This window comes from Nocardia aurantia (assembly GCF_009604425.1).
Classification (GTDB): Bacteria; Actinomycetota; Actinomycetes; order Mycobacteriales; family Mycobacteriaceae; genus Nocardia; species Nocardia aurantia.
On record NZ_WEGI01000007.1, the window covers coordinates 169,709 to 190,210 of the forward strand.

Annotated in this window: 15 protein-coding genes; 6 read left to right on the plus strand and 9 right to left on the minus strand. The window is 68.5% G+C overall.

Going from position 1 to position 20,502, the window contains the following annotated elements; translation table 11 throughout:
* Positions 1-34: 34 nt before the first annotated feature.
* Complete coding sequence (locus NRB56_RS17220) at positions 35-754, minus strand: SDR family oxidoreductase (protein ID WP_153343402.1); 720 nt, start codon at positions 752-754, stop codon at positions 35-37.
* Between the two features lie 178 nt (positions 755-932).
* On the opposite strand from NRB56_RS17220, the gene NRB56_RS39730 reads away from it, so the two are divergent.
* Positions 933-1,766 carry an MmyB family transcriptional regulator gene (locus NRB56_RS39730; RefSeq protein WP_319943108.1) on the plus strand — a complete coding sequence of 278 codons (834 nt, stop codon included), beginning with the start codon at positions 933-935 and terminating at the stop codon, positions 1,764-1,766.
* Positions 1,767-2,017: 251 nt separating this feature from the next.
* On the opposite strand, the gene NRB56_RS17230 is transcribed toward NRB56_RS39730, so the two are convergent.
* The gene (locus NRB56_RS17230; protein ID WP_153343404.1) at positions 2,018-3,724 is read right to left on the minus strand and encodes an MFS transporter; all 1,707 of its coding nucleotides are present in this window, start codon (positions 3,722-3,724) and stop codon (positions 2,018-2,020) included.
* Positions 3,725-3,948: 224 nt separating this feature from the next.
* Between NRB56_RS17230 and NRB56_RS17235 the strand changes: the two genes are divergently transcribed.
* Together NRB56_RS17235 and NRB56_RS17240 are read left to right on the plus strand one after the other, a co-directional pair.
* Complete coding sequence (locus tag NRB56_RS17235; RefSeq protein ID WP_319943109.1) at positions 3,949-5,310, plus strand: M20/M25/M40 family metallo-hydrolase; 1,362 nt, start codon at positions 3,949-3,951, stop codon at positions 5,308-5,310.
* A 22-nt stretch (positions 5,311-5,332) separates the two neighbouring features.
* The gene (locus tag NRB56_RS17240; RefSeq protein WP_319943110.1) at positions 5,333-5,875 is read left to right on the plus strand and encodes a YbhB/YbcL family Raf kinase inhibitor-like protein; all 543 of its coding nucleotides are present in this window, start codon (positions 5,333-5,335) and stop codon (positions 5,873-5,875) included.
* Between the two features lie 402 nt (positions 5,876-6,277).
* Here NRB56_RS17240 and NRB56_RS17245 read toward each other — a convergent pair whose 3' ends face one another.
* From NRB56_RS17245 to NRB56_RS17265, 5 genes are all read right to left on the minus strand, one after another.
* The gene (locus NRB56_RS17245; RefSeq protein WP_153343406.1) at positions 6,278-8,107 is read right to left on the minus strand and encodes an AMP-dependent synthetase/ligase; all 1,830 of its coding nucleotides are present in this window, start codon (positions 8,105-8,107) and stop codon (positions 6,278-6,280) included.
* A gap of 483 nt (positions 8,108-8,590) precedes the next feature.
* Positions 8,591-9,211, minus strand: coding sequence for a GTP cyclohydrolase II (locus NRB56_RS17250; RefSeq protein ID WP_153343409.1), 621 nt, complete (start codon positions 9,209-9,211; stop codon positions 8,591-8,593).
* 120 nt (positions 9,212-9,331) lie between these two features.
* The gene (locus NRB56_RS17255) at positions 9,332-9,502 is read right to left on the minus strand and encodes a GTP cyclohydrolase II (protein ID WP_406603492.1); all 171 of its coding nucleotides are present in this window, start codon (positions 9,500-9,502) and stop codon (positions 9,332-9,334) included.
* 275 nt (positions 9,503-9,777) lie between these two features.
* Positions 9,778-11,952: an MMPL family transporter gene (locus NRB56_RS17260; RefSeq protein ID WP_153343413.1), complete on the minus strand. Its 2,175-nt coding sequence runs from the start codon at positions 11,950-11,952 to the stop codon at positions 9,778-9,780.
* Between the two features lie 6 nt (positions 11,953-11,958).
* A complete protein-coding gene (locus NRB56_RS17265; protein WP_153343415.1) occupies positions 11,959-12,513 on the minus strand; it encodes a hypothetical protein in 555 nt (184 codons plus the stop codon).
* 504 nt (positions 12,514-13,017) lie between these two features.
* Between NRB56_RS17265 and NRB56_RS17270 the strand changes: the two genes are divergently transcribed.
* From NRB56_RS17270 to NRB56_RS17280, 3 genes are read left to right on the plus strand one after another with little or no spacing between them, the layout of a single operon-like run.
* Complete coding sequence (locus NRB56_RS17270) at positions 13,018-14,346, plus strand: hypothetical protein (RefSeq protein ID WP_319943111.1); 1,329 nt, start codon at positions 13,018-13,020, stop codon at positions 14,344-14,346.
* A complete protein-coding gene (locus tag NRB56_RS17275) occupies positions 14,346-14,627 on the plus strand; it encodes a DUF5703 family protein (protein ID WP_052172626.1) in 282 nt (93 codons plus the stop codon). Before NRB56_RS17270 ends, NRB56_RS17275 begins: the two co-directional genes overlap by 1 nt.
* 7 nt (positions 14,628-14,634) lie before the next feature.
* Positions 14,635-15,717 (plus strand): quinone-dependent dihydroorotate dehydrogenase, encoded by a 1,083-nt coding sequence (locus NRB56_RS17280; protein WP_153343417.1) that lies wholly within the window; start codon positions 14,635-14,637, stop codon positions 15,715-15,717.
* A 364-nt stretch (positions 15,718-16,081) separates the two neighbouring features.
* On the opposite strand, the gene NRB56_RS17285 is transcribed toward NRB56_RS17280, so the two are convergent.
* The gene (locus tag NRB56_RS17285; RefSeq protein ID WP_153343418.1) at positions 16,082-19,123 is read right to left on the minus strand and encodes an HAD hydrolase-like protein; all 3,042 of its coding nucleotides are present in this window, start codon (positions 19,121-19,123) and stop codon (positions 16,082-16,084) included.
* 426 nt (positions 19,124-19,549) lie between these two features.
* Positions 19,550-20,413 carry a heme ABC transporter ATP-binding protein gene (locus NRB56_RS17290; protein ID WP_153343785.1) on the minus strand — a complete coding sequence of 288 codons (864 nt, stop codon included), beginning with the start codon at positions 20,411-20,413 and terminating at the stop codon, positions 19,550-19,552.
* Positions 20,414-20,502 lie beyond the last annotated feature (89 nt).

Genomic DNA, 20,502 nt, shown 5'->3' on the forward strand with positions numbered 1-20,502 from the left:
TGCCGTACCTCGGCGGCTCGCCGGTACCGGGCGATTACACCAGGTGGTGTCCGCCGTCGACGTGGAGGACTGTGCCGGTGAGGAATTCGTTGGTCATGACGGCACTGAAGGCGGCGGCGATATCGTCGGGGTGCCCGATCCGGCCGGCGGGCAGGCGGGCGGCCATGGCTTGCAGCCGTTCGGTTTTCGCGTCGCCGGCGAAGTCGTCCCAGATGGGGGTGTCGATCCAACCGGGGGAGACGGCGTTGACGCGGACCGGCGCCAGCTCCAGGGCCAGCGCGCGGACCAGTCCTTCGAGGGCGGCGTTGGCCATGGCGACGACGGCACCGCCGGTGGCGGGCCGATAGGCGGCGATGCCGGAGGTGACCGTCAGCGAGCCGGTGACCTGCCCGGCGGCGTACTTGGCGACCAACCACGGCCCGAGCACCTTCACGTCGACGACGCTGCGGGCGCCGTCGAGGGTCTGGTCTCGGATCGGCCCGTAGCCGCGGGTCATGTCGGCGGCGGTGACGACGACGTGGTCGAGGACACCGAGACCGGCGAACAGGGCGGCGACGGAGGATTCGTCGGCGATGTCGGCCTGCCGCAGGTGCAGCCGGTCGCCTTCGCCGAGGTCGGTGGCGGCGGCGTCGAGGCCGGAGCGGGAGCGGGCGGCGATGGTGACTTCTTCACCGGCGGCGAGCAGGCGTCGCGCCAAGGCCAGCCCCATGCCGGAGCTGCCGCCGATGATGAGGGTGTGTGCGATGTCGGTCATGCAGCTCAGCGTCGGCCGTCGCGGCGCCGGTGGGGAGACCCCGTGTGGCCTGGTCCTCGTGGTGCTACCCGCAGCAGCCGGGGTGACAGCGGCTGCCGGTCGGTCGGCGAACAATCTGTGCGGGCCTGGTCCCGGTAGGGCCACCCCCGACCGGGGCGCGGCGGGCACACTGGGTCGGGTGAGTGCTCGTCGTGTTCTGGGTGATTTTTTGCGGACCCGCCGCGATCGGTTGCAGCCGGGGCAGGTGGGATTGCCGGCGGGGACCGGGCGGCGGCAGACGCCGGGGTTGCGGCGGGAGGAGGTGGCGACCCTCGCGGGGCTGAGTGTGGACTACTACATCCGGCTGGAGCAGGGCCGGGACACGAATCCGAGTCTGGCGGTGCTGGACGCGCTGGCGGCGGCGCTGCGGTTGAGTGCGGACGAGCGGCGGCATCTCTACGATCTGGCACGGGTGGTGGCGGGGCGCCGGGCGGTGGCCGCGGCACCGGTGTCGGCGGTACGGCCGGGACTGACAGTGCTTTTGGCCGCGGTGCGGCCGACGCCGGCCTTCGTGCTGGATCAGGTGAGCAATATGCTCGATGCCAATCCCGAAGGACTGCAATTGTTGTCGGGGTTGGAGGCGACGGAGCCGGTGCGGCGCAATCTGATCCGGTACGTGTTCACCGCGGCTGCGGCGCGGCAGGTGTTCGAGGATTGGCCGGCGATGGCGCGTGATTGTGTGGCGCATCTGCGGACCGTGCACGGCGCCGATCCGGAGCATCCGGGGCTGGCCGAGCTGACCGGCGAATTGTGTGCTGCCAGTGCCGAATTCGACGAGTTGTGGCGGACCTACGATGTGCGGACCAAGTCCGGCACGCGGCGGGTGTTCCGGCATCCGGCGGTGGGGCGGTTGACGCTGACCTCGGAGATCCTGACCGCGCCGGACGGGCAGCGGTTCGTGGCGTTCCAGCCGCAGCCGGGCAGTCCGGATCAGGACGCTGTCACCTTGCTGGCGCTGGCCGGCGCGTCCTGACCGCTGGTTCGGGCCGGTGGACCGGTGTGCTTGGGCGACAACGCCTTCGGTGACGCTACCGCGCGGGTGCTCGTCGTCGGGGGTCTCGTACGTGCGGCAAGGGCGAGCGGTCGCGCGGTGGTGATGCCGCCGCCGAACGGGGCCGGCCGAGAAACGTGGGTGCGCCGCGGGGACCACGCCGGATGCAACCCGGCGCGGTCCCGGTGAACCGGCGCGATCCCGGTGAACCGGTTACCGGGTCGACGATGCCGTCAGGCACGGCCTCCCGCGGCCGGCGGAGCGGTCTCGGCGGGGGTGTCCCCGACCGCGACGATGCCGTCCCCGGCGCCGGCGCCCGCGTCGGCGATCAGGGTGTCGCCGGCGACGCCGCCGGTGGTGGGGGTGCGGCCGTGGCGCATGAACAGGGCGATGACCAGGCCGATGATCGTGGTGATCAGGACGAACACGAAGCTGGTGTGATAGCCGTGGTCGGCGAAGACCTGCGGGATCACCTGCTCGCTGCGGTGCCCGGCCACGTCCAGCTGCGCCTTGACCGGGTTGGCGTTGAGCATCGCGGTCATGACCGCCACCGCGGCGGAGGTGCCGATGTTCTGGACCACGCCGAGCATGCCGGTGCTGATGCCCTGTTGTTCGGCGGGCACCGCCTCGACGATCAGGTTGGGCACCGCGGCGTAGATGAAGCCGAAGGCGATGCCGCCGATCGCGGAGATCAGCAGGTAGACCGGCCAGCTGTAGGAGGCGACGGTGTAGCCGAGGGCGGCGATCGCCAGCAGGGCCAGGCCGATGATCGCCGGGGTGCGGGCGCCGATGCGGCGGGTCAGAGCGCCGGCCAGCGGGCCGACGATCATCCCCATGACGCCGGCCCAGATGCCGAGGTGGACGGCGTACTGCACCATCGAGAACCCGTTGCCGTAGGTGTAGCCGGGGTCGAAGGCGACCTTCACCAGCGAGGCCGGCAGGTTCTGGCCGGTCATCTGGTGGGTCTGGGTGACGACGCCGTCGACGACGCTGTCGCGCAGGTGGTCCTGGTCCGGGGTCTGGCTCATGTAGCCCAGTGCCACCGGTTGCACCGCGGTGAGGCCGACGCCGAAGAACGTCATCAGCAGCACGACGCTGACCTTGGGGTTGAGCAGCAGCTTCATGTCCATGATCGGCTGCGCCACGCGCAGTTCCACCACGAAGAACCCGGCCAGCAGCAGCACGCCCGCGATCACGTAGGCCAGCGCCGACACGCGGGTCCAGCCCCAGGTCTGACCGTTGTCCAGGTACAGCAGGATCAGCAGCGCGCCGCCGGACAGCATCACCGCGCCGAACGGGTCGATGCGCTGTTTCACCCGCAGCGGGGATTCGGGCACGATCGCGATCACCAGCGGGGTGAGGACCAGCGTGAACGCGGCCAGGAACCAGAACATCGCCTGCCAGTCGAAGTGGTCGATCAGCACGCCGCTGATGAACGGCGCGATCACTCCGGAGAAGCCGAGACCGGCGCCGACGATTCCGAGGCTGAGCGGAATGTATTTGCGCGGCAGCAGGTCCCGGATGAGGCCGTAGGAGATGAACTGGCTGGCGATGGCCAGCGCCTGCAGGCCGCGGCCGATCAGGAACAGTGTCCAGTTGTCGGTGAGCGCGTCGATGACGCAGCCGATCAGGAACAGCACCCCGCACAGCAGGAACAGTTTCTTCTTGCCCCAGATGTCGCTGGCCTTGCCCAGCAGCGGGGTGGCCGAGGCGCCGATCAGGCCGAGGATGATGACCGCCCAGTTGATGTTGGCGCCCACGGTGGGGAACGACTTCGCCATCTTCTGCAGGGCGGCGCCGACCATCGTGAACTGCAACGGCGCGATCTCGGTGTACAGGACGATCACGGCGAGCACGGTGAAGACGCGTAACCGCGAGGCGCCGTCGAGGCGTCCGGTGTCGACGTCGACGCCGGACGGGCTCGAAAGTGAGGTGGACATTGGTAGAGCTCCCGGATTTATCGTGTGTGACCTGGCCACATTCGGTGATCAAGATCTCATTCTCGCCAAAGGGTAACGGCATTCTCGTCAAATGTGACCCCCGATCTTGACCGATCGGTCTATAACAATCCGTCATGGCGCCACACGCCCCCGGCATACGCGGCCTTCCGCGCACCCTGCGGCCAACCCTGGCGCGCGGCGCCTCGGATGGTAGGAACTAGGACGTGTCCGTCTCCGGCGAAGAACTCCGACCCCCGTCCCCGTCGCGTGCCGTCTCGGAGGTGGTGGAGCTGGTCAGCACGCTGATCCGATTCGACACCTCCAACACCGGCGAGCTGTCCACCACCAAGGGCGAGCGGGAGTGCGCGCAGTGGGTGGCGCAACGGCTGGAGGAGGCCGGCTACACCACCGAGTACGTGGAGTCCGGCGCACCCGGCCGCGGCAACGTGTTCGCGCGGCTGCCCGGCGCGGACCCCACTCGCGGCGCGCTGATGATCCACGGCCATCTGGACGTGGTGCCCGCCGAGGCCGCCGACTGGAGTGTGCACCCGTTCTCCGGGGCGGTGCGCGACGGTTACGTGTGGGGCCGCGGCGCCATCGATATGAAGGACATGGTCGGGATGATGCTGGCGGTGGCCCGCCAGTTCAAGATCGAGGGCACCGTCCCGCCGCGGGATCTGGTGTTCGCATTCCTCGCCGACGAGGAGAACGGCGGCCGCTGGGGTTCGCAGTGGCTGGCCGACAATCGGCCCGGCCTGTTCGAAGGCATCACCGAGGCCGTCGGCGAGGTCGGCGGTTTCTCGCTGACCGTGCCGCGGCCCGACGGCACCGAGCGGCGGCTGTACCTGGTCGAGACCGCGGAGAAGGGCCTGGGCTGGATGCGGTTGCGCGCCAAGGCCCGTGCCGGGCACGGCTCGTTCCTGCACGACGACAACGCGGTCACGATCCTGGCGCAGGCGGTGGCGCGGCTGGGCACCCACACCTTCCCGCTGGTGCTCTCGGATTCGGTGGCCGAATTCCTCGCCGCGGTCAGCGAGGAGACCGGGCTGGCGTTCGATCCGGCGAGCCCGGACATCGAGGGGCAGCTGGCGAAGCTGGGCACCATCTCCCGCATCATCGGTGCGACGTTGCGCGACACCGCGAATCCGACGATGCTGCAGGCCGGATACAAGGCCAACGTGATCCCGCAGACCGCGGAGGCGGTGGTCGACTGCCGGGTGGTGCCCGGCCGGCAGGCGGAGTTCGAACGCGAGGTCGACGAGCTGATCGGGCCCGACGTGGAGCGGGAGTGGATCACGAAACTCGACTCGTACGAGACCACTTTCGACGGGCATCTGGTCGACGCGATGAACGACGCGATCCTCGCCCACGATCCGCAGGGCCGCACCGTGCCCTACATGCTGTCCGGCGGTACCGACGCGAAGGCGTTCGCCCGCTTGGGGATCCGGTGCTTCGGTTTCGCGCCGCTGCGGTTGCCGCCGGAACTGGACTTCTCCGCATTGTTCCACGGTGTCGACGAACGAGTGCCGGTGCCGGCCTTGGAATTCGGCACCCGCGTGCTCGAACATTTCCTATTGCACAGCTGATTCCACGAAAGGACGGTCCTCCGTGCCCGACTATTCCTACGATCCGTACGCGGCCCTGCCACAGGTGCCGGCGTTCACCGTCACCTCCACCGACGCCGCCGACGGCGCGCCGTTCGCGATCGCGCAGGCCAGCAAGGCTTTCGGCGTGCCCGGCGGGCAGGATGTGTCGCCGCAGTTGTCGTGGTCCGGATTCCCTTCGGAGACCAAGAGTTTCGTGGTCACCGTGTACGACCCGGACGCGCCGACCGCGTCGGGTTTCTGGCACTGGGCGGTGCTGGACATTCCTGCGGCCACCACGTCACTGGATTCCGGCGCCGGTAGCGAGGGTGGTTCGCTGCCGTCGGGGGCGGTGACGCTGCGCAACGACGCCGGGTTCCCGGGCTTCGTGGGTGCCGCCCCGCCGGCCGGGCACGGGTACCACCGGTACTTCGTCACCGTGCACGCCGTGGATGTCGAGACCCTCGAGCTGGGGGCCGACACCAGTCCGGCGGTGCTGGGGTTCAACCTGTTCTTCCACACCCTCGCGCGGGCACAGTTCGTGGCGACATTCGAGGTGACCGAGTAACACCCGCCCCCGGGCCGGTACGGCGCAACCGCGTCGTGCCGGGCTAGGATCGCCTGCGCCGCAGCCGGATTCGGCACCTGTAGCCGACAGCCCGATCGGCGTCGGCGCGGTGCCGGTCGATCGGTGACGGCGCGGTGCCGGTCATTACGTGACAAGTGACTCGACGGAGGTTCCGGTCGGGCCGTCCCGGTCGCAGTCCGGCTGCGGTCGATTCGGCCGGGCGCCGCGCCGGTGGCGGATCCGCCGGCGGCGCGGCACGGCGGCAGATCGCCCGGGCGAATCCCGCGGCGCGCCGGGCAGGTTCGGCCCGCACCTCCGCCCGGGCGAATCCCGCGGCGCGCCGGGCAGGTTCGGCTTGCCGGGCGAATTCCCCAGCGCGACAGCCGATTCGGCTCGACGGTGTCAGTGCACCGAATGCACGTCCGCCGGTTGCGGTTCGGCGTACAGCGCCTCGATCTCGGCAGCGTATTTCGCCGCGATCGGGGCGCGTTTGAGTTTCAGGGTGGGGGTCAGTTCGGTGCCGCCGGGTTCCCAGGACTGCGGCAGGATCGTGAACCGTTTGATCTGCTCGACACGGGCGAGGCGGGTGTTGCCGGAACGGATCGCGGCGCGGACCTCCTCGACGATCTCGGGGTGTTCGGCGAGGGTGGCGAGGTCGGCGCCGGGCATACCGAGGTGCTTGGCGCGCAGCACCGCCACATCAGGGTCGAGCACGATCAGCGCGGTGAGGTAGGCGCGGCCGTCGCCGATGGCGACCACCGTCGCGGCCAGCGAGGACGCGGCCTTCACGGCGTTCTCGACGTTGGCGGGGGAGATGTTCTTGCCCGCCTCGGTGATCAGCAGTTCCTTCTTGCGGTCGACGATGGTGACCCAGCCGTCGGCGTCGATGGTGGCGACGTCGCCGGTGTGCAGCCAGCCGTCGGCGTCGAGGGCCTCGGCCGTCTTCTCGGGCATGCCGCGGTAGCCGCGGGTGACGATCGAGCCGCGGACCAGCAGTTCCCCGTCGTCGCCGAGGCGCAGCCGCAGATCGCCGAGCGCGCGGCCGACCGAACCGGGCCGCGGGGTGCGCAGATCGGTGAACGTCCCGACCCCGGTGGTTTCCGACATCCCCCACACCTCGGTGACGGTGAAGCCGAGACCGAGCAGGAATTCCAGGGTTTCCGGCGGGATCGCGGCGGCGCCGGACGCGGCGACCTTCAGTTCGTCCAACCCCAGCGCGGCACGCAGTTTCGCGAGGACCAGCGTGTCGGCGAGGCGGTGCTGCGCGGCCAGCAGCGGGCCGGGCCGGCCGCCGCCGACGCCGATCTTCGCGGTGGCGACACCGACCCCGATCGCCCACCGCGCCAGCGCCTGCCGCGCGGCGCCGGCCTCGGCGAGCCGGGCCTCGATCCCGGCCTTGATCTTCTGCCACACCCGCGGCACACCGAAGAACGTGGTGGGCCGTGCGTCGGGCAGCGCGGCGGCGATCTCCCGCGCGTCGGCGACGCAGGTGATCGTCATCCCGGTGAACAGGTTGGTGCAGTGCCCGGAGATCCGGTCGGCGACATGCGCGGCCGGCAGATAGGACACGCCGCGATCGTCGAATCCCGCTCGCATGATGTCGTGCTGCTGGGCGGAGATCTGCGCGACGACGTTGGCGTGGGTCAACTCCACCCCTTTGGAGGGACCGGTGGTGCCGGAGGTGTAGATGAGGGTGGCCAGATCCGCGGGCCGCACGGCCTGCCAGGCGGCGTCGAAGTCGAAGCCGGCGGCCGGGTCGGCCTCCACGTCGTGCAGTGACACCACCCCGGCGCCGGTGGGCCCGTCGACGACCACGACATGGTCCAGCGGCACCCCCGAACCCTGGATCGCGGGCAGGAAAACCTGTTCGGTGATCACGATCCGGTTGCCGGCGTTGGTGAACACGTGCGCGATCTGCTCGGGGGAACTGGTGTTGTACACCGAGAACGGGGTGCCGCCCAGATGCAGCACGGCGGTGTCGGCGATGTTGAACTCGGGCCGGTTGGTGAGCATGAGACCCACGGTGTCCCCGTGCCGCACACCGAGTTTCGCCAGTCCCGCCGCGATCGCCCGGACCCGCTGCGCGTATTCGCGCCAGGTGATCTGCTGGGTGCCGCCGACGGTCCGCAACGCCACCTGATGCGGCCGCAGCGCCGCGGTCTGCTGGAACGCGGCCGGCACGGTGTCGACCGTGACGCCGGATTGATGGGTGAAGCCGATCTGTGTGCTCATACGTCCTTGTTCCCGATCCGTGCCGTGCCGCCGCGGGCCCTCGGGAACGCTGCGCCACCGGCGCGCTCCGGGCCCGCCGCCGGCGTCGCGCCACCGGGTGACGCGGCCCACCCATCCTATCGGCGCGGCGCGTCGAATGTGATGCGTCTTACACCGGGAAGATCACCGCGCGCATCCCGGCCGCCCGGTGCCGGCGATGAGGCATCCTGGGCGGATGCGTCTGGTGCGGGAACGACCACGTGTACGACCACAGCCACTTCCGGCGGTTCGACCGGGACACGCCCCCGCGGGTTCGGTGGAGATCGTGTTATCGGTCGACAACATCGACGAGTTGTTCGACCGGGTGCATCACTACGAGAGCGTTGTGCAGGCGCTGGAAATGCCGTCGACGATCGATTCACGTGATGAGCGACTCGATATGAGAACGAACGGCCGGGCAGATCTGCTCCAATCGTCGGCTGCCGGAGTCGATTGTCCGGAGTCTCACTCGGTCGTGTGGGTCACCTCCGAGTCGAACAGATGACCCTGCACCCGGCGTTTGGCGTCCTGATAGGCGCGCGCATGGCCACTGCGCGCCGCGGTTATCAATGGTGTTCGCTCGACAGCGATTCCGGCCGCCTGTACAGCATCGATCTTTTCGGGATTGTTCGTGAGCAGTCGCACCGACTTCAAACCCAAGTCGACCAGTACCTTCGCCACCGCATGGAAGGAGCGCAGGTCCCGTCCGTGGTCCAGGGCGACATAGCTGGCAAAGGTGTCCACACCGAACAGCTGACTGTGCCGCAGGCCCTGTGCCTTCACCGTCAGTCCGGCGCCGCGGCCTTCCTGCTCCAAATACACCAGAATTCCCGATTCCTCTTCCTGGATCATATCCAGCGCGAGTGCCAGTTCCGAACCACAGTCGCAGTCGTCGGATCCCAGCACATCTCCGTACAGGCAACGAGAATGAATCCGGACCAGACAGCCGTCGCCGGCCTCACCGAAGATGAGCAGCGTTCCGCGGTCGTCTCCGTTCAGCCATTCACGAACCCGCACGGTGATATCTCGGCCCCGGCGCGTGAGCGTGTGCGCAGTTTTGTCGAGGTCGAATGGCTCCGTTGTCAAAGGATCACCCCCGAGCCGCAACACAGCACCGTAGCGGCCGAACTGCCACCGCCTCCAGAGTCTAGGCGTCGCTCCACCGGTCCGCTCCGGTAATGTCGGCCGCTACAGAAAACCTGTTGTCTACCAGTCGAATTCGCCCGGAAGCAAGTGCCCGCGGACGCGCCGCTCGGCCTCCGGGTAAGCGCGGGCACGCGCGCTGCGTGCCTCGGTGATCAGCGGAACCCGCTCGACGGCGAAACCGGCCTCCCGGATGGCTTTCAGCTTGTCCGGGTTGTTCGTGAGCAGTCGCACCGAGGTGAGTCCGAGCTCGGACAGCGCGAATGTATTCGTACCAAGCAGTTGTCGGTGATCGCACCGATGACGATCATGGTGCTTCGATCGTCTCCGTCAACCCATTCACGGACGCGGACAGCCATTTCGCGCCCCTTGCGCGTCAACGTATGCCCGGTTTCGTCGAGATCGGATACCTCGGTTGTCATAGCACCGCCCGGAGGAAAACGCTATTGGCTGACTGTCCGGCCATCGTACGCGGCACGTCCGGCAACTCCCGAGCTCACAGCAAACTCTCAGCGCCACACCAGTTTCAGCAGTGCTGGGGTCAGCAGCAGCCGGATCACCGTCGCGTCCAGGACCAGTGCAGCAATCATGCCATAGGCGATGTACTTCATCAGCACCAGATCCGAGAAGCCGAACGCGCCGGTCACCACGATCAGGATCGCCGCCGCCGAGGTGATCACCCCGCCGGTGTGGGCGACGCCGAACCGGATCGCCTCCGCCGGTTCGGCGCCGGCATGCCGGGCCTCGGCCATCCGCGACTGCAGGAACACCTCGTAGTCGGTGGACAGCCCGAACAGCACCGTCACGATCAGCACCAGCACCGCGAACATCAGCGGGCCCGGGGTGAAGTTCAGTGTCCCCGCACCGTGACCCTCGACGAAGATCCAGGTCAGGATGCCCAGGGTGGCTGCCAGCGACAGTGTGCTCAGCAGGACCGCTTTGATCGCCAGTACCAGGGACCGGAACGCCGCGTACATCAGCGCGATCGCGGCGGCGACCAGGATCGCGCCCAACAGCGGCAGGCCCGCGATCAGGCTGTGGATGCTGTCGCGTTCCAGGGCGGGGACCCCGGCGACCATCACCTTCACCCCCGGCGGGGACGGGATCGCGCGCAGTGCCGCGATCGCGGTGTCGGTGGCCCGGTCGTCGATCAGCCCGGCGGACAGGACGTTCACCCCGTCCTTGGTGGGGGCGGCGGCCTCGAACTTCCCGGTCAGCCCGGGGGTGAAATCGGCCTGGAACCGGATGTCGGACAACTGTTGCGGATTCGCGCCCACCACAACGAGTTTCAACGGTTCGGTGCGGAAACCCGGGAACAGGGAATCGAACTGCTCCTGCGCGATCCGGGCGGGGTTGTCGCGCGCCAGATATCGCTCGGACAGGCCACCGAATTCGATGTGCCGGAACGGGATCAGCAGCACCAGCAGTCCCAGCACGATCGGCGCGATCACCAGCACCGGCCGCCGCATCGCGAACACCGCCAGCCCGGAGAAGAACCGCTGCCCACGCTCGCCGTGGCCCGGGACCGGTTGCGCCGCAACGTTTCCGCGGCGGAAGGTGCGCCAGTTGAGCAGGTCGATGCGGTCGCCGGCGATGCTGAGCATCGCCGGCAGCGCCGTCACCGACAGCACCGCCGCCAGCAGCACCGAGCTGATTCCGCCGTACGGCACCGACCGCAGCACCCCGATCGGGAAGATGAACAGCGCACCGAGGCTCACCGCGATGATCGCCGCCGAGAACAGCACCGTGCGGCCCGCGGTGGCGACCGTCGCGGCGGTGGCCTCCTCCACGGTGCGCCCGGCGCCGAGTTCCTCCCGGAACCTGGTCACCGCGAACAGTCCGTAGTCGATCGCCAGCCCCAGGCTGACCAGCGTCACCACCGCCGACGCGAACACGTTCACGTCGATCATCGTGGACAGCAGTCGCATGATGCCCTGACTGCCGAGGATCGTCATCCCGCCGACCAGCACCGGCAGCGCCGCGGCCACCACCCCGCCGAACACGAAATACAACAGGATCGCCACCAGCGGCAACGCGATCACCTCCGCACGGTGGATATCGCGCTGCATCCCGGTGTTGATGCCCTCCACCACCGGTTGCAGGCCCGCCAGCTGCACCGTCGTGCCGCCGGGCCCGCAACCGGTGGTGGTCGTGCGCCCGGCGGCGTCGACCGGGCCGTGCGCGGCCGGGGCGGGGGCGCCGGTGCAGCCGGCGCGCAACGCGTCCTCGATCGCGAGGTAGTTGTTCACCGATTCGGTGTCCTCACCGCGTAATCCGACGCTGGCGAAGGCGTGCGTGCGGGAGGCGTCGGCGAACCGGCCCATCATCGAACCGTCGAAATAGGAGTCGATCTTCAGGATCCGATCGGGGTAGCGGGCCCGTAACTGTGCCAGTGACGCGGTCACCGCGTCCCGCACCGGCGGATCGTCGACGGTGCCGCCGGGCGGGGCGGTGTAGATGATGATCACGTCCGCGTCGGTGTCGCGGCCGAAGGTGCGGTCGGCCAGCTGCGACGCCGCCACCGACTCGCTGTGCTCGTCGAACCAGCCGCCCTGGGCCAGCCGCGACCCCAGATCCAGGCCGTAGACACCGGACGCGGCCACCGTCACCAGGAACACCGCGCACACCACGAACCGGTGCCGGTGGACGAACCGGCCCCACCGCGCCAGCAGCCGATCGAACATCCGCCGCTACCCGCAGGCCGGGGTCTTGTAGTCGGCGGTGCGCAGGATCCCGCACAGGTCGGTGCGCGACAGCTTCCACACCCCGCCGACGTCGACGAAGTGCACGATCGTGGTGCGGATGTTGCTGCCGGTTCCGTCCTTGTCCAGCCGCAACGTCGCCGTCAGCGTGCCGTCGTGATTGTCGAACACCGGATCGGTGACCCCGTAGATCGCGCGCGGATTGTCGCGCAGCGCCTGATACATGTCGGGGATCGCGCCCTTGAACGCGTCACCGTCCTCGATCAGCGCGGTGCGGTCGCTGTCGGGCAGGGCCGGGTCGAGGGCACGTTTGATCTGCGCGTCCAGCTCGGCCGCCCCCGGGATCGGGCGCTGCGCCGCGCGACCGGCCGGCGAATCCTGCGCGGCCTGCGCCGACGAGGTCAGCGCCGCGTACGCCGAGGACCGCGCCGCGGCCACCGCCGCCTCGTCCGGGCCGCTGGAACAACCGGTCACCACCGCTACCAGGCCCGCCGCGCACAGCCCCCACACCGGCGCATACCGCGCCGATCGTCGCACCACCATCTGCCGTCCCTGTGCCCGTTTCGAGAAGTTACCGGTAAGTCTCGTACAGTCTTGCACGGACGCCGCGATCCACCTGCTCCTTTCCCGCCGCCGGTTCACCGCGCCTGCGCACGGCCGCGACAGAACGCCGCGACACGCCATGCCGACGCCACGACCCCGGCGCGTCGGGCCGCACCGGCACCGTGGTCAGATGATAGGGAAGAGGTTCGCCGGGGCGGCCCGGTGAGCAGGCGTGACGGTGGCGAAGGAGTTCGGTGCATGCGTGGTGTCAACGGCCCCGCTCCGCTCGGCGCAGCGGCTCGCCCGGCCCCCGCGCGTCCCGCCCCGAGCGGCGGCACACCCACACCACCGAGACCCGCTGACGCCACCGCAGCCATCTGCCGACCGGCACCCACCGCGGCCACCGACCCGCATGCACTGCGCCCCTCTTCGAACGGCCGGCTTTCCCTGGCGGCTGTCGGCGCGCTGGTGCCGGCGCGGTCCTCGGGCCGCGAGGCGGTTCCGGTGGCCGCCGACGGGAAAGCTCCGGCCGGCCTGCCGGACCGGCCGGTCGTTCACCTGCCAGGAACCGGTGACGATCTGCCGGCGGTCGCTGTGGAGCGGACCCCCGGCTGGACGGGTGCCGGCGAGACCGGGCCTCGTGCGAGCCGTACCGGCGTCACCGGGCGCGGTGCCGCCGCCCGCCGATTCCCGGCCCGCCGGATCGGTTGCGCATTCGCCGCTGTCGCCACGGTGGGTCTGCTCACCGGGTGTTCCTCGCAGCACGCCGACGACAAGGTGCCTGCCGCCGCACCCGCCTCGGCCGCGGTCTCCCCACCGGCGGCCCGCACACCGGCCGGCAGCGTCATCACCGCCGCGCCGATCGCCGCACTGCTGGCCGTGCCCGGTGGCGGCCGGCTGGCCGAACTGGACACCGACGGCGTCACCGTCCACCTGCTCGACCTCGCCCCGTCGACCGGCACGGCCGGCAACCCCGCACCCGGTGCAACCGGCTCGGCACCCGCGGCGGCACCCGGGTCCGCCGCACCGGCACCGAGCGGACCGGCTGACCCCGCCGCACCGGGTACCCCCGGCACGCCGATCTTCGGCGCCACCCGCACCGTCACCCTGCCCGCGAAGACCGCCGCCCTCGCCCCCGGCGCCCCGGGGGAGGTCCTCGCCGCCGCCGGACCGCAGATCCTGCACCTCGACACCGCCACCGGCACGGTCCGCGCCACCGCGATCGGCGCCGACACCCGCGCGGTCGCCCGCCGGGCGGACGGCACACTGGCCGTGGCGCTGGCCGACCACCGGGTCCTGGTCGTCGCCGACGACGGTCACGTCCTGCACACCGTGACCGGCTTGACCGGCGCCGATTCCGTCGCCGCCGCCGGAGACGCGGTCACCGTGCTGGACCTCGCGCAGACCAGCCTCACCGAACTCGACCTCGGCCACGGCAGAGCGAGTCTGGCGTTGCGCGCCGGGACCGGCGCCACCGGACTGATCGCCGACCACTACCAGCGGCTGCTGGTCACGGACACCGCCGGTGGCGCTCTGCTGGTGTACACTCCCGATCCACTCGTGCTGCGGCAGCGTTTCCCGGTAGGCTCTTCGCCCTACGCACTCGCCTACGATCAGCGATCCGAAACCGTCTGGGTCACGCTGACCGGCAGTAACGAAGTCGCCGGATTCGATCTGTCGACGGGTATACCGGAGGAAGTGGGTCGCTACGCGACCGTGCGTCAACCGGACTCGGTGACGATCGACGACCGCACCGGCGACATGTTCGTCGGGTCCGCGACCGGGGACGGTCTGCAGCGGATCGCCGCGGACGACAGGAAGAGAGGGCAGTGATGGCTCCGGCCCCGGGTACCGGTTCCCACCAGCCGCACCGTTCGCGTCGCAACGCGGTTCCAGCAGGCTGGGAAACCACCAGTGACGAGGGAGAATACGAGTACGTGCCGTTACGACTGCCACCGGATGTGAACCGGGTGACCGCGTCGATGCGCCTGACGATCCAGGCCGAGTACGGCGGATGGGAACTGTCACGGGTGCGGGCCTACACCGACGGCAGCCGGCGCGTGCTGCTGCGCCGCCGCAAGACCAGCCACCCGGTCCCCGAACCGGGAATGTGAGGCCGGCATGTACTCCCTATTGCTACGGCTGATGTTCCTGCTGCCGCCGGAACGCATCCACCATGTGGCGTTCCTCGCGATCCGGGTGGCGACCCGATTCGGCGCCGGCCGCCGGCTCGCGGCCCTGTTGTTCGCCGTCGACGACCCGATCCTCGCCGTCGACGCGTTCGGGGTGCGGTTCCCCGCCCCGCTGGGCCTGGCCGCCGGATTCGACAAGAACGCCGAGGGCGTCGACGCCTGGGGTGCGCTCGGTTTCGGATTCGCCGAGATCGGCACCGTCACCGCGCAGGCCCAGCCCGGCAACCCCGCGCCGCGGCTGTTCCGGCTGCCCGCCGACCACGCGCTGATCAACCGGATGGGTTTCAACAACGACGGCGCCGCCGCGGCAGCGGACCGGGTGCGCCACCGGCGGCCCGGCGGCGTGCCGCTGGGCGCCAACATCGGCAAGACCAAGATCACACCGCCCGAACGCGCCGCCGGCGACTACGCGCACAGCGCCGCGCTGCTGGGCCCGCTGGCCGACTTCGTCGTCGTCAACGTGTCCTCCCCGAACACTCCCGGCTTGCGCGACCTGCAGGCCGTCGAATCGCTGCGCCCGATCCTGGCCGCGGTGCTCGCCGAAACCGACAGACCGGTGCTGGTGAAGATCGCCCCCGACCTGTCCGACGAGGACATCGACGCCGTCGCCGACCTCGCCGTGGAACTCGGCCTGGCCGGCATCGTCGCCACCAACACCACCATCGCCCGCACCGGCCTGCGCACCCCCGCCGCCGAGGTCGAGGCGATGGGGTCCGGTGGCCTGTCCGGCCCGCCGGTCGCGCACCGTTCGCTGGAGGTGCTGCGGCGGCTGTACGCGCGGGCCGGGGACCGGCTGGTGCTGATCTCCGTCGGCGGGATCACCGACGCCGACCAGGCCTTCGAACGCATCCTCGCCGGCGCCACCCTGCTGCAGGGCTACACCGGTTTCATTTACGGCGGCCCCGCCTGGGCCCGGCACATCCACCGCGGCATCGCCGCGCGGCTGCGCGCCGGTGGCTACGCGAATATCGCCGCGGCGGTCGGCGCCGCCCACAGCGCCAACCGCGCCTGAGACCCCCGAGCATCATCCGGCCCGACGTTCCCGGGCCGGGTAACCGTCATCCCAGCAGGTGCCGCGATCGCGGCCAGCGCCTGCGTGCGGTCAGCGGCTGCGGCAGCCGCCACCGCCAGCGGCCCTGCCCCGGTGGGTGTACCCCGCTGGTCATGATCCGGTCGGTCGTGTAGCCGGGTCACGGCCACACGAGTGGCCACTCCCGTTGCGGGCGCCGCTGGCGTGCGGGTGGCCTCGTACCGGATCACGGTTGTCTCAGGCAGAATTATCGCCGACTCCGATCACCGCCGTGATCGTCTGCTGCCGATAGCCGAGCAGATCGATCAGTGGTGCACTTCGGTCCGGCGGCCGCACAGTGATCCGGCTACTCGGCGGATCGAATCCACATGCTCAACATCGACAAGTGCGGCACGATCAACGCCTCGGGCTGGCCGCGACTGAGGAAGTCGTCGGCGGTTTCCGAGCCGCTGAGGACCGCGATGAAACATATGCCATTTCCCTGCGCGACACGGAGATCCCGGTAGCTGTCGCCGATGTAGACTATCTCGCTCTTCGGTATCTTTTTGTCGAACACCAGATATTTCAGTGCGTCTCGCAGAACCTCGGGGTCGGGTTTGTGTACCGTCGTGTTGTCCGCACTGTAGATCTCGTCGAAGAAATCTGCGATACCGAGTTGCCGCAGATCCTGTTCGATCAGTGACTGTTTACCCGAGCTAACAATTATCTGGCTGCATCCCTCGAAGCGAAGTCGTGCAATCAGCGACACCGCACCTCTGGCAGGTGCTGGTTTCGCATCCTGCATGAGGCGTGCATATCGGCTGATAAAATCTGCTCGCTCTTCCTCGTCACGGAAGTCGATCAGTGCGGACATCATCTCATCGAACGGCCTGCCCCATTCCCGCCGAATGCTGTCGTCGTCCACGGCGCGGCCGAAATCGGCAGCGGCCTGCCTCATGACGGGCCATCGGGTGTGGGTGGTGGCGGCGACGGTGTCGTCGAAGTCCAGGATTATCGCCCTGCACCTGCGCATCACGGCCGATATCGTCTGTAGTTCCGGGTCGGGCCGCAGGTCCGCGAGATTGTCGATGATCAGTTTCGCTTCGATTTCTTCCTTCACGCCGAGCCGGGTGAAGATCCGGAGTGCCGATTCTGCGTAGATTCCGGCATCGCGATAATTCGAGTCCATCACAAACATCTTGGACAGCCCGAGCAGACATTGCGCTTCCACCATCGGACTGCCGACGAGCCGAGCGAGGTTCAGGCCCAGTAGCCAATATTCCCTCGCCTGTTCGGCCGACGAGGAAGCCTTTTCCTGCTCGGCTTCCGCTGCACTACGTTCGTACAGCGCATCCGCCAAGTGGCTGAGAGTTACCGCGAGACCTTCCTTCGCATTCATCTCTTCGTTCTTGCGTTCCGCTTCCCTGAAGCGTTCTTCCGCATCGTCGAACTCGCCGCTCTGGTACAGGCAGGTACCGAGTTCGACCAGGGTCAGCGCTCGGTCCCAGTCGTCACCCACCGAGACGGCGGCATCCAGTACCTTTTCGAAGTACTCCCGGGCGGTGCCGAGATCGCCTATTTCGAAAGCGATATCCCCCCGCAGCCGGTTCGTTTCGCGCCGGTCGTCGTCATCGGCATCGCCGGGAAGATAGATATCGCTGAGCTCGAGCATTCTTCGGGCTTCGGATACGTGTCCTCGGCGTAACCGTACTCGTCCCATGATGGCGTACTGCCTGGCCTGCTCGGCCGGGTTCCGCATCTCCTCAGCAGCCCGTACGGCGTTTTCGCAGAGGTGTAACAGATCGAGCCAGTACCCGCGGCTCCACAGGAACCCGGACATCGCGTTGGCGAATCCGACGGCATCGGAGCTTCTCCTCTTTGTCGCGGCGAGGGAAGCGAAGTGCAGTATGTTCCGATAATCCAGATCCAGAATACTGGAGTGTTCCGCCGATTTGTAGAATTCCGAGTTGGCGGTGGCGAAGCCGAGGTAGAAATCGATCAGCGCGTCGTCCAGTTCCGCGGTCGCGGAACTACCGTGGGTCCGCTGTGCGACATAAGCTCGCATCAGCGGGTGCAAACGCAGTCTGCGAGAGTACATTTCGCCGACGTGCACAGACTCGATAAGCGAGGAATCGACGAGTCGTTCGACTGCCTTGCGCAGCTGATATTCGGTCATGTGCAGGCACGCCGCCAACGAGTCTGTCGACACCGTGGACGGATGACGTTCCAGGGCTGCGACGATCAGATCGTATCCCCGCTTGTCCGCGAGTATCTCCTCCCAAGCATGCTCGAAAATCGGCGCGAACAGATCGGGGTCGTCCCCGGCGCGCAGGCGCTCTATCACCCGCTTCAATCCACCGCTGCTGTAGCGTAGCTGGCCGATCGTCAGCCGTATGGCCAGCGGATTCCCTCCGGTGGCCTGGATGAATTCGGCGAGGACCCGGTTCTCGTTGTTCACACGCTCGGCTATCCCGAGCCGACTGCTCTCCTTTTCCACCAGTTCACTGCTGGAATGCTCGTCCAGGGCCGAAACTTCGACAAACAGAGAGTCTTTATCGTAGACCGTCCGGGACGTGACCACAACCTTCGACCTGGGGCCGATTCTCGCAATGAAAGACCTCAGCTCCATGTCACCGGAATCATCGAAGTCGTCGATGATGAGCAGACAACGCTCCCGGTTCAGATTGCGCACCACTTGCTCGCTTTTGCGCAACTTCGGCAGCGTGGGGGCGTGCGTATCCTCCAACACCAGGGAGATGGTGTCGAGGAGGCCTTCCAAACTCATCCGACTGGTCGACTGATCACACCAGATGATCACATCGAATTCCGGCATATCATTATGCTCGGCGTTACCGTCGGCCGGACCGTACCGATGACTTTCCACCAGTTGCCACGCGATACTGTTGACAAGGGCGGATTTACCCATTCCGCCCATGCCGTGCACCGAGATGACACTGTAGTCGGATTTCAAAGCTTCGATGATTCTCCGCCGCTCGTCCTGCCGGTCGATCAGATCATTCGGTGGACGTGTGACGTTGTGACGGACAACCGCTGTCTCCTCGCCACCCGGAGCGGCGGCCGAGCTCAGCCATTGGCCGATTATTGTAATATCCTTGGCTCGAACGTTCGACAACGTCGGCGAGGATATCGTTTTCGGTGTGACACCCGCACGCACGGCGGAGATATCCATGTCACCGAACTCGCTTTTCGTCACACGGATTGCCGTTCCCGGCCCGGACAATCCGATATCACGTATTCGCAGGTCACCGCCCCGCACGTTGTCCAGGTCGACCCCGGCATTCGACCCGGTATCGCGACCATCGATTTCCGAGTGCTGGGCAGAGTCGCCGGCGCGCGAGTGCGTCGCCGGAAGTTCGCGCTCGGAATTCGTGCCGGGATCTTTTTCCACTCGAAGTTCTCCATGCGTGCTCGACCACCGTCAACATTGCGTCGACCGTGGATACTTTGTCAACGATGAAGGGCGAAGCAGTCGATACAATGTAGAACCGCCCGGTCGGCTTTCGATGTGCGGGACGCACAGGAAAACCCGGGCGGCATCAACTTAACGTATCGGGGCGGTCCTCAGGTCGACGGATGGTGCGAGTCCAACCCCGGGATCGATCGCGACGGTGCCGGCCAGGCCTGCTGTCCGCTGGTCCCCGACCATCGCGGCGCTGATCGCGGCTCGCCGGTGTATGCCGGGTGTCTGTGTGGTGCGGGTCGAGCCCGGCAGCACCGCACGTGGCGGCAGGTCGCCTGCCGGTGCGTTCGCAGGAACTGTTACCGGTACGAAATATATTGGAGGACAAGCTGTTTCGTACCGTGCGCATTCGGTTCAGCGGCGGACCGGCAGGACGAGTTGGGTGCCGGTGACGGGGTGGTCGAGGACTTCGATGGGGTGGCGGTAGACGGTGGTGAGCAGGCCGGTGGTGAGGACCTCGCGCGGTGGACCGGCGGCGACGAGGCGGCCGTCGGCGAGGACGGCGACGCGGTCGGCGTAGGCGGCGGCGACGCCGAGGTCGTGCAGGACCACGACGACCGCGGCGCCGGCGTGGGCGCGGCGGCGGGCCAGTTGCAGGATCTGTTCCTGGTGGCCGAGATCCAGTGCGGCGGTGGGTTCGTCGAGCATCATCGTGTGGGTGTCCTGGGCCAGGACGCGGGCGAGGGCGACGCGGGCCCGTTCGCCGCCGGACAGGGCGGGGAACGGGCGGGCGGCGAGGTGTTCGACGTCGGTGGCGGCCATGGCGGCGGCGATCGCGGCCTCGTCGCCGTCCCGGCGGGGGGTGCGGGCCCAGGGAGCGCGGCCCATGGTGACGACTTCGCGGGCGGTGAACGGGAATCCGACGCTGTGGCTCTGCGGCAGCACCGAGCGGCGGCGGGCCATGTCGGTGTGGGTCCAGTCGGTCAGCGGGCGGCCGTCGAGTTCGACGGTGCCGGTGACCGGTGCCAGCTCACCGGCCAGCGCGGCGAGCAGGGTGGATTTCCCGGCACCGTTGGGACCGACCAACGCGAGGATCTGTCCGGCGACCACGTCCAGGTCGACAGCGGTCAGGACCGGCCGGCCGCCGCGGGTGACGGTCACCGCGCGGGCCCGCAGGGTGACCGTGCCGGGTGCGGGGGGTTCGGGGACCTCGTGCGTCCGGCGCAGCAGCCGCCGCCATGCCTGCGTGAGATGTCCGGAGTTGCCGCGGACCGGCATGTCGTGCCCGGCCGTGCCGGGGCAGGCGGCCACATCCTCCAACCCGTCGGCCGGGGCCACATCCTGGAACTCGTCGGCTGCGGCGACCT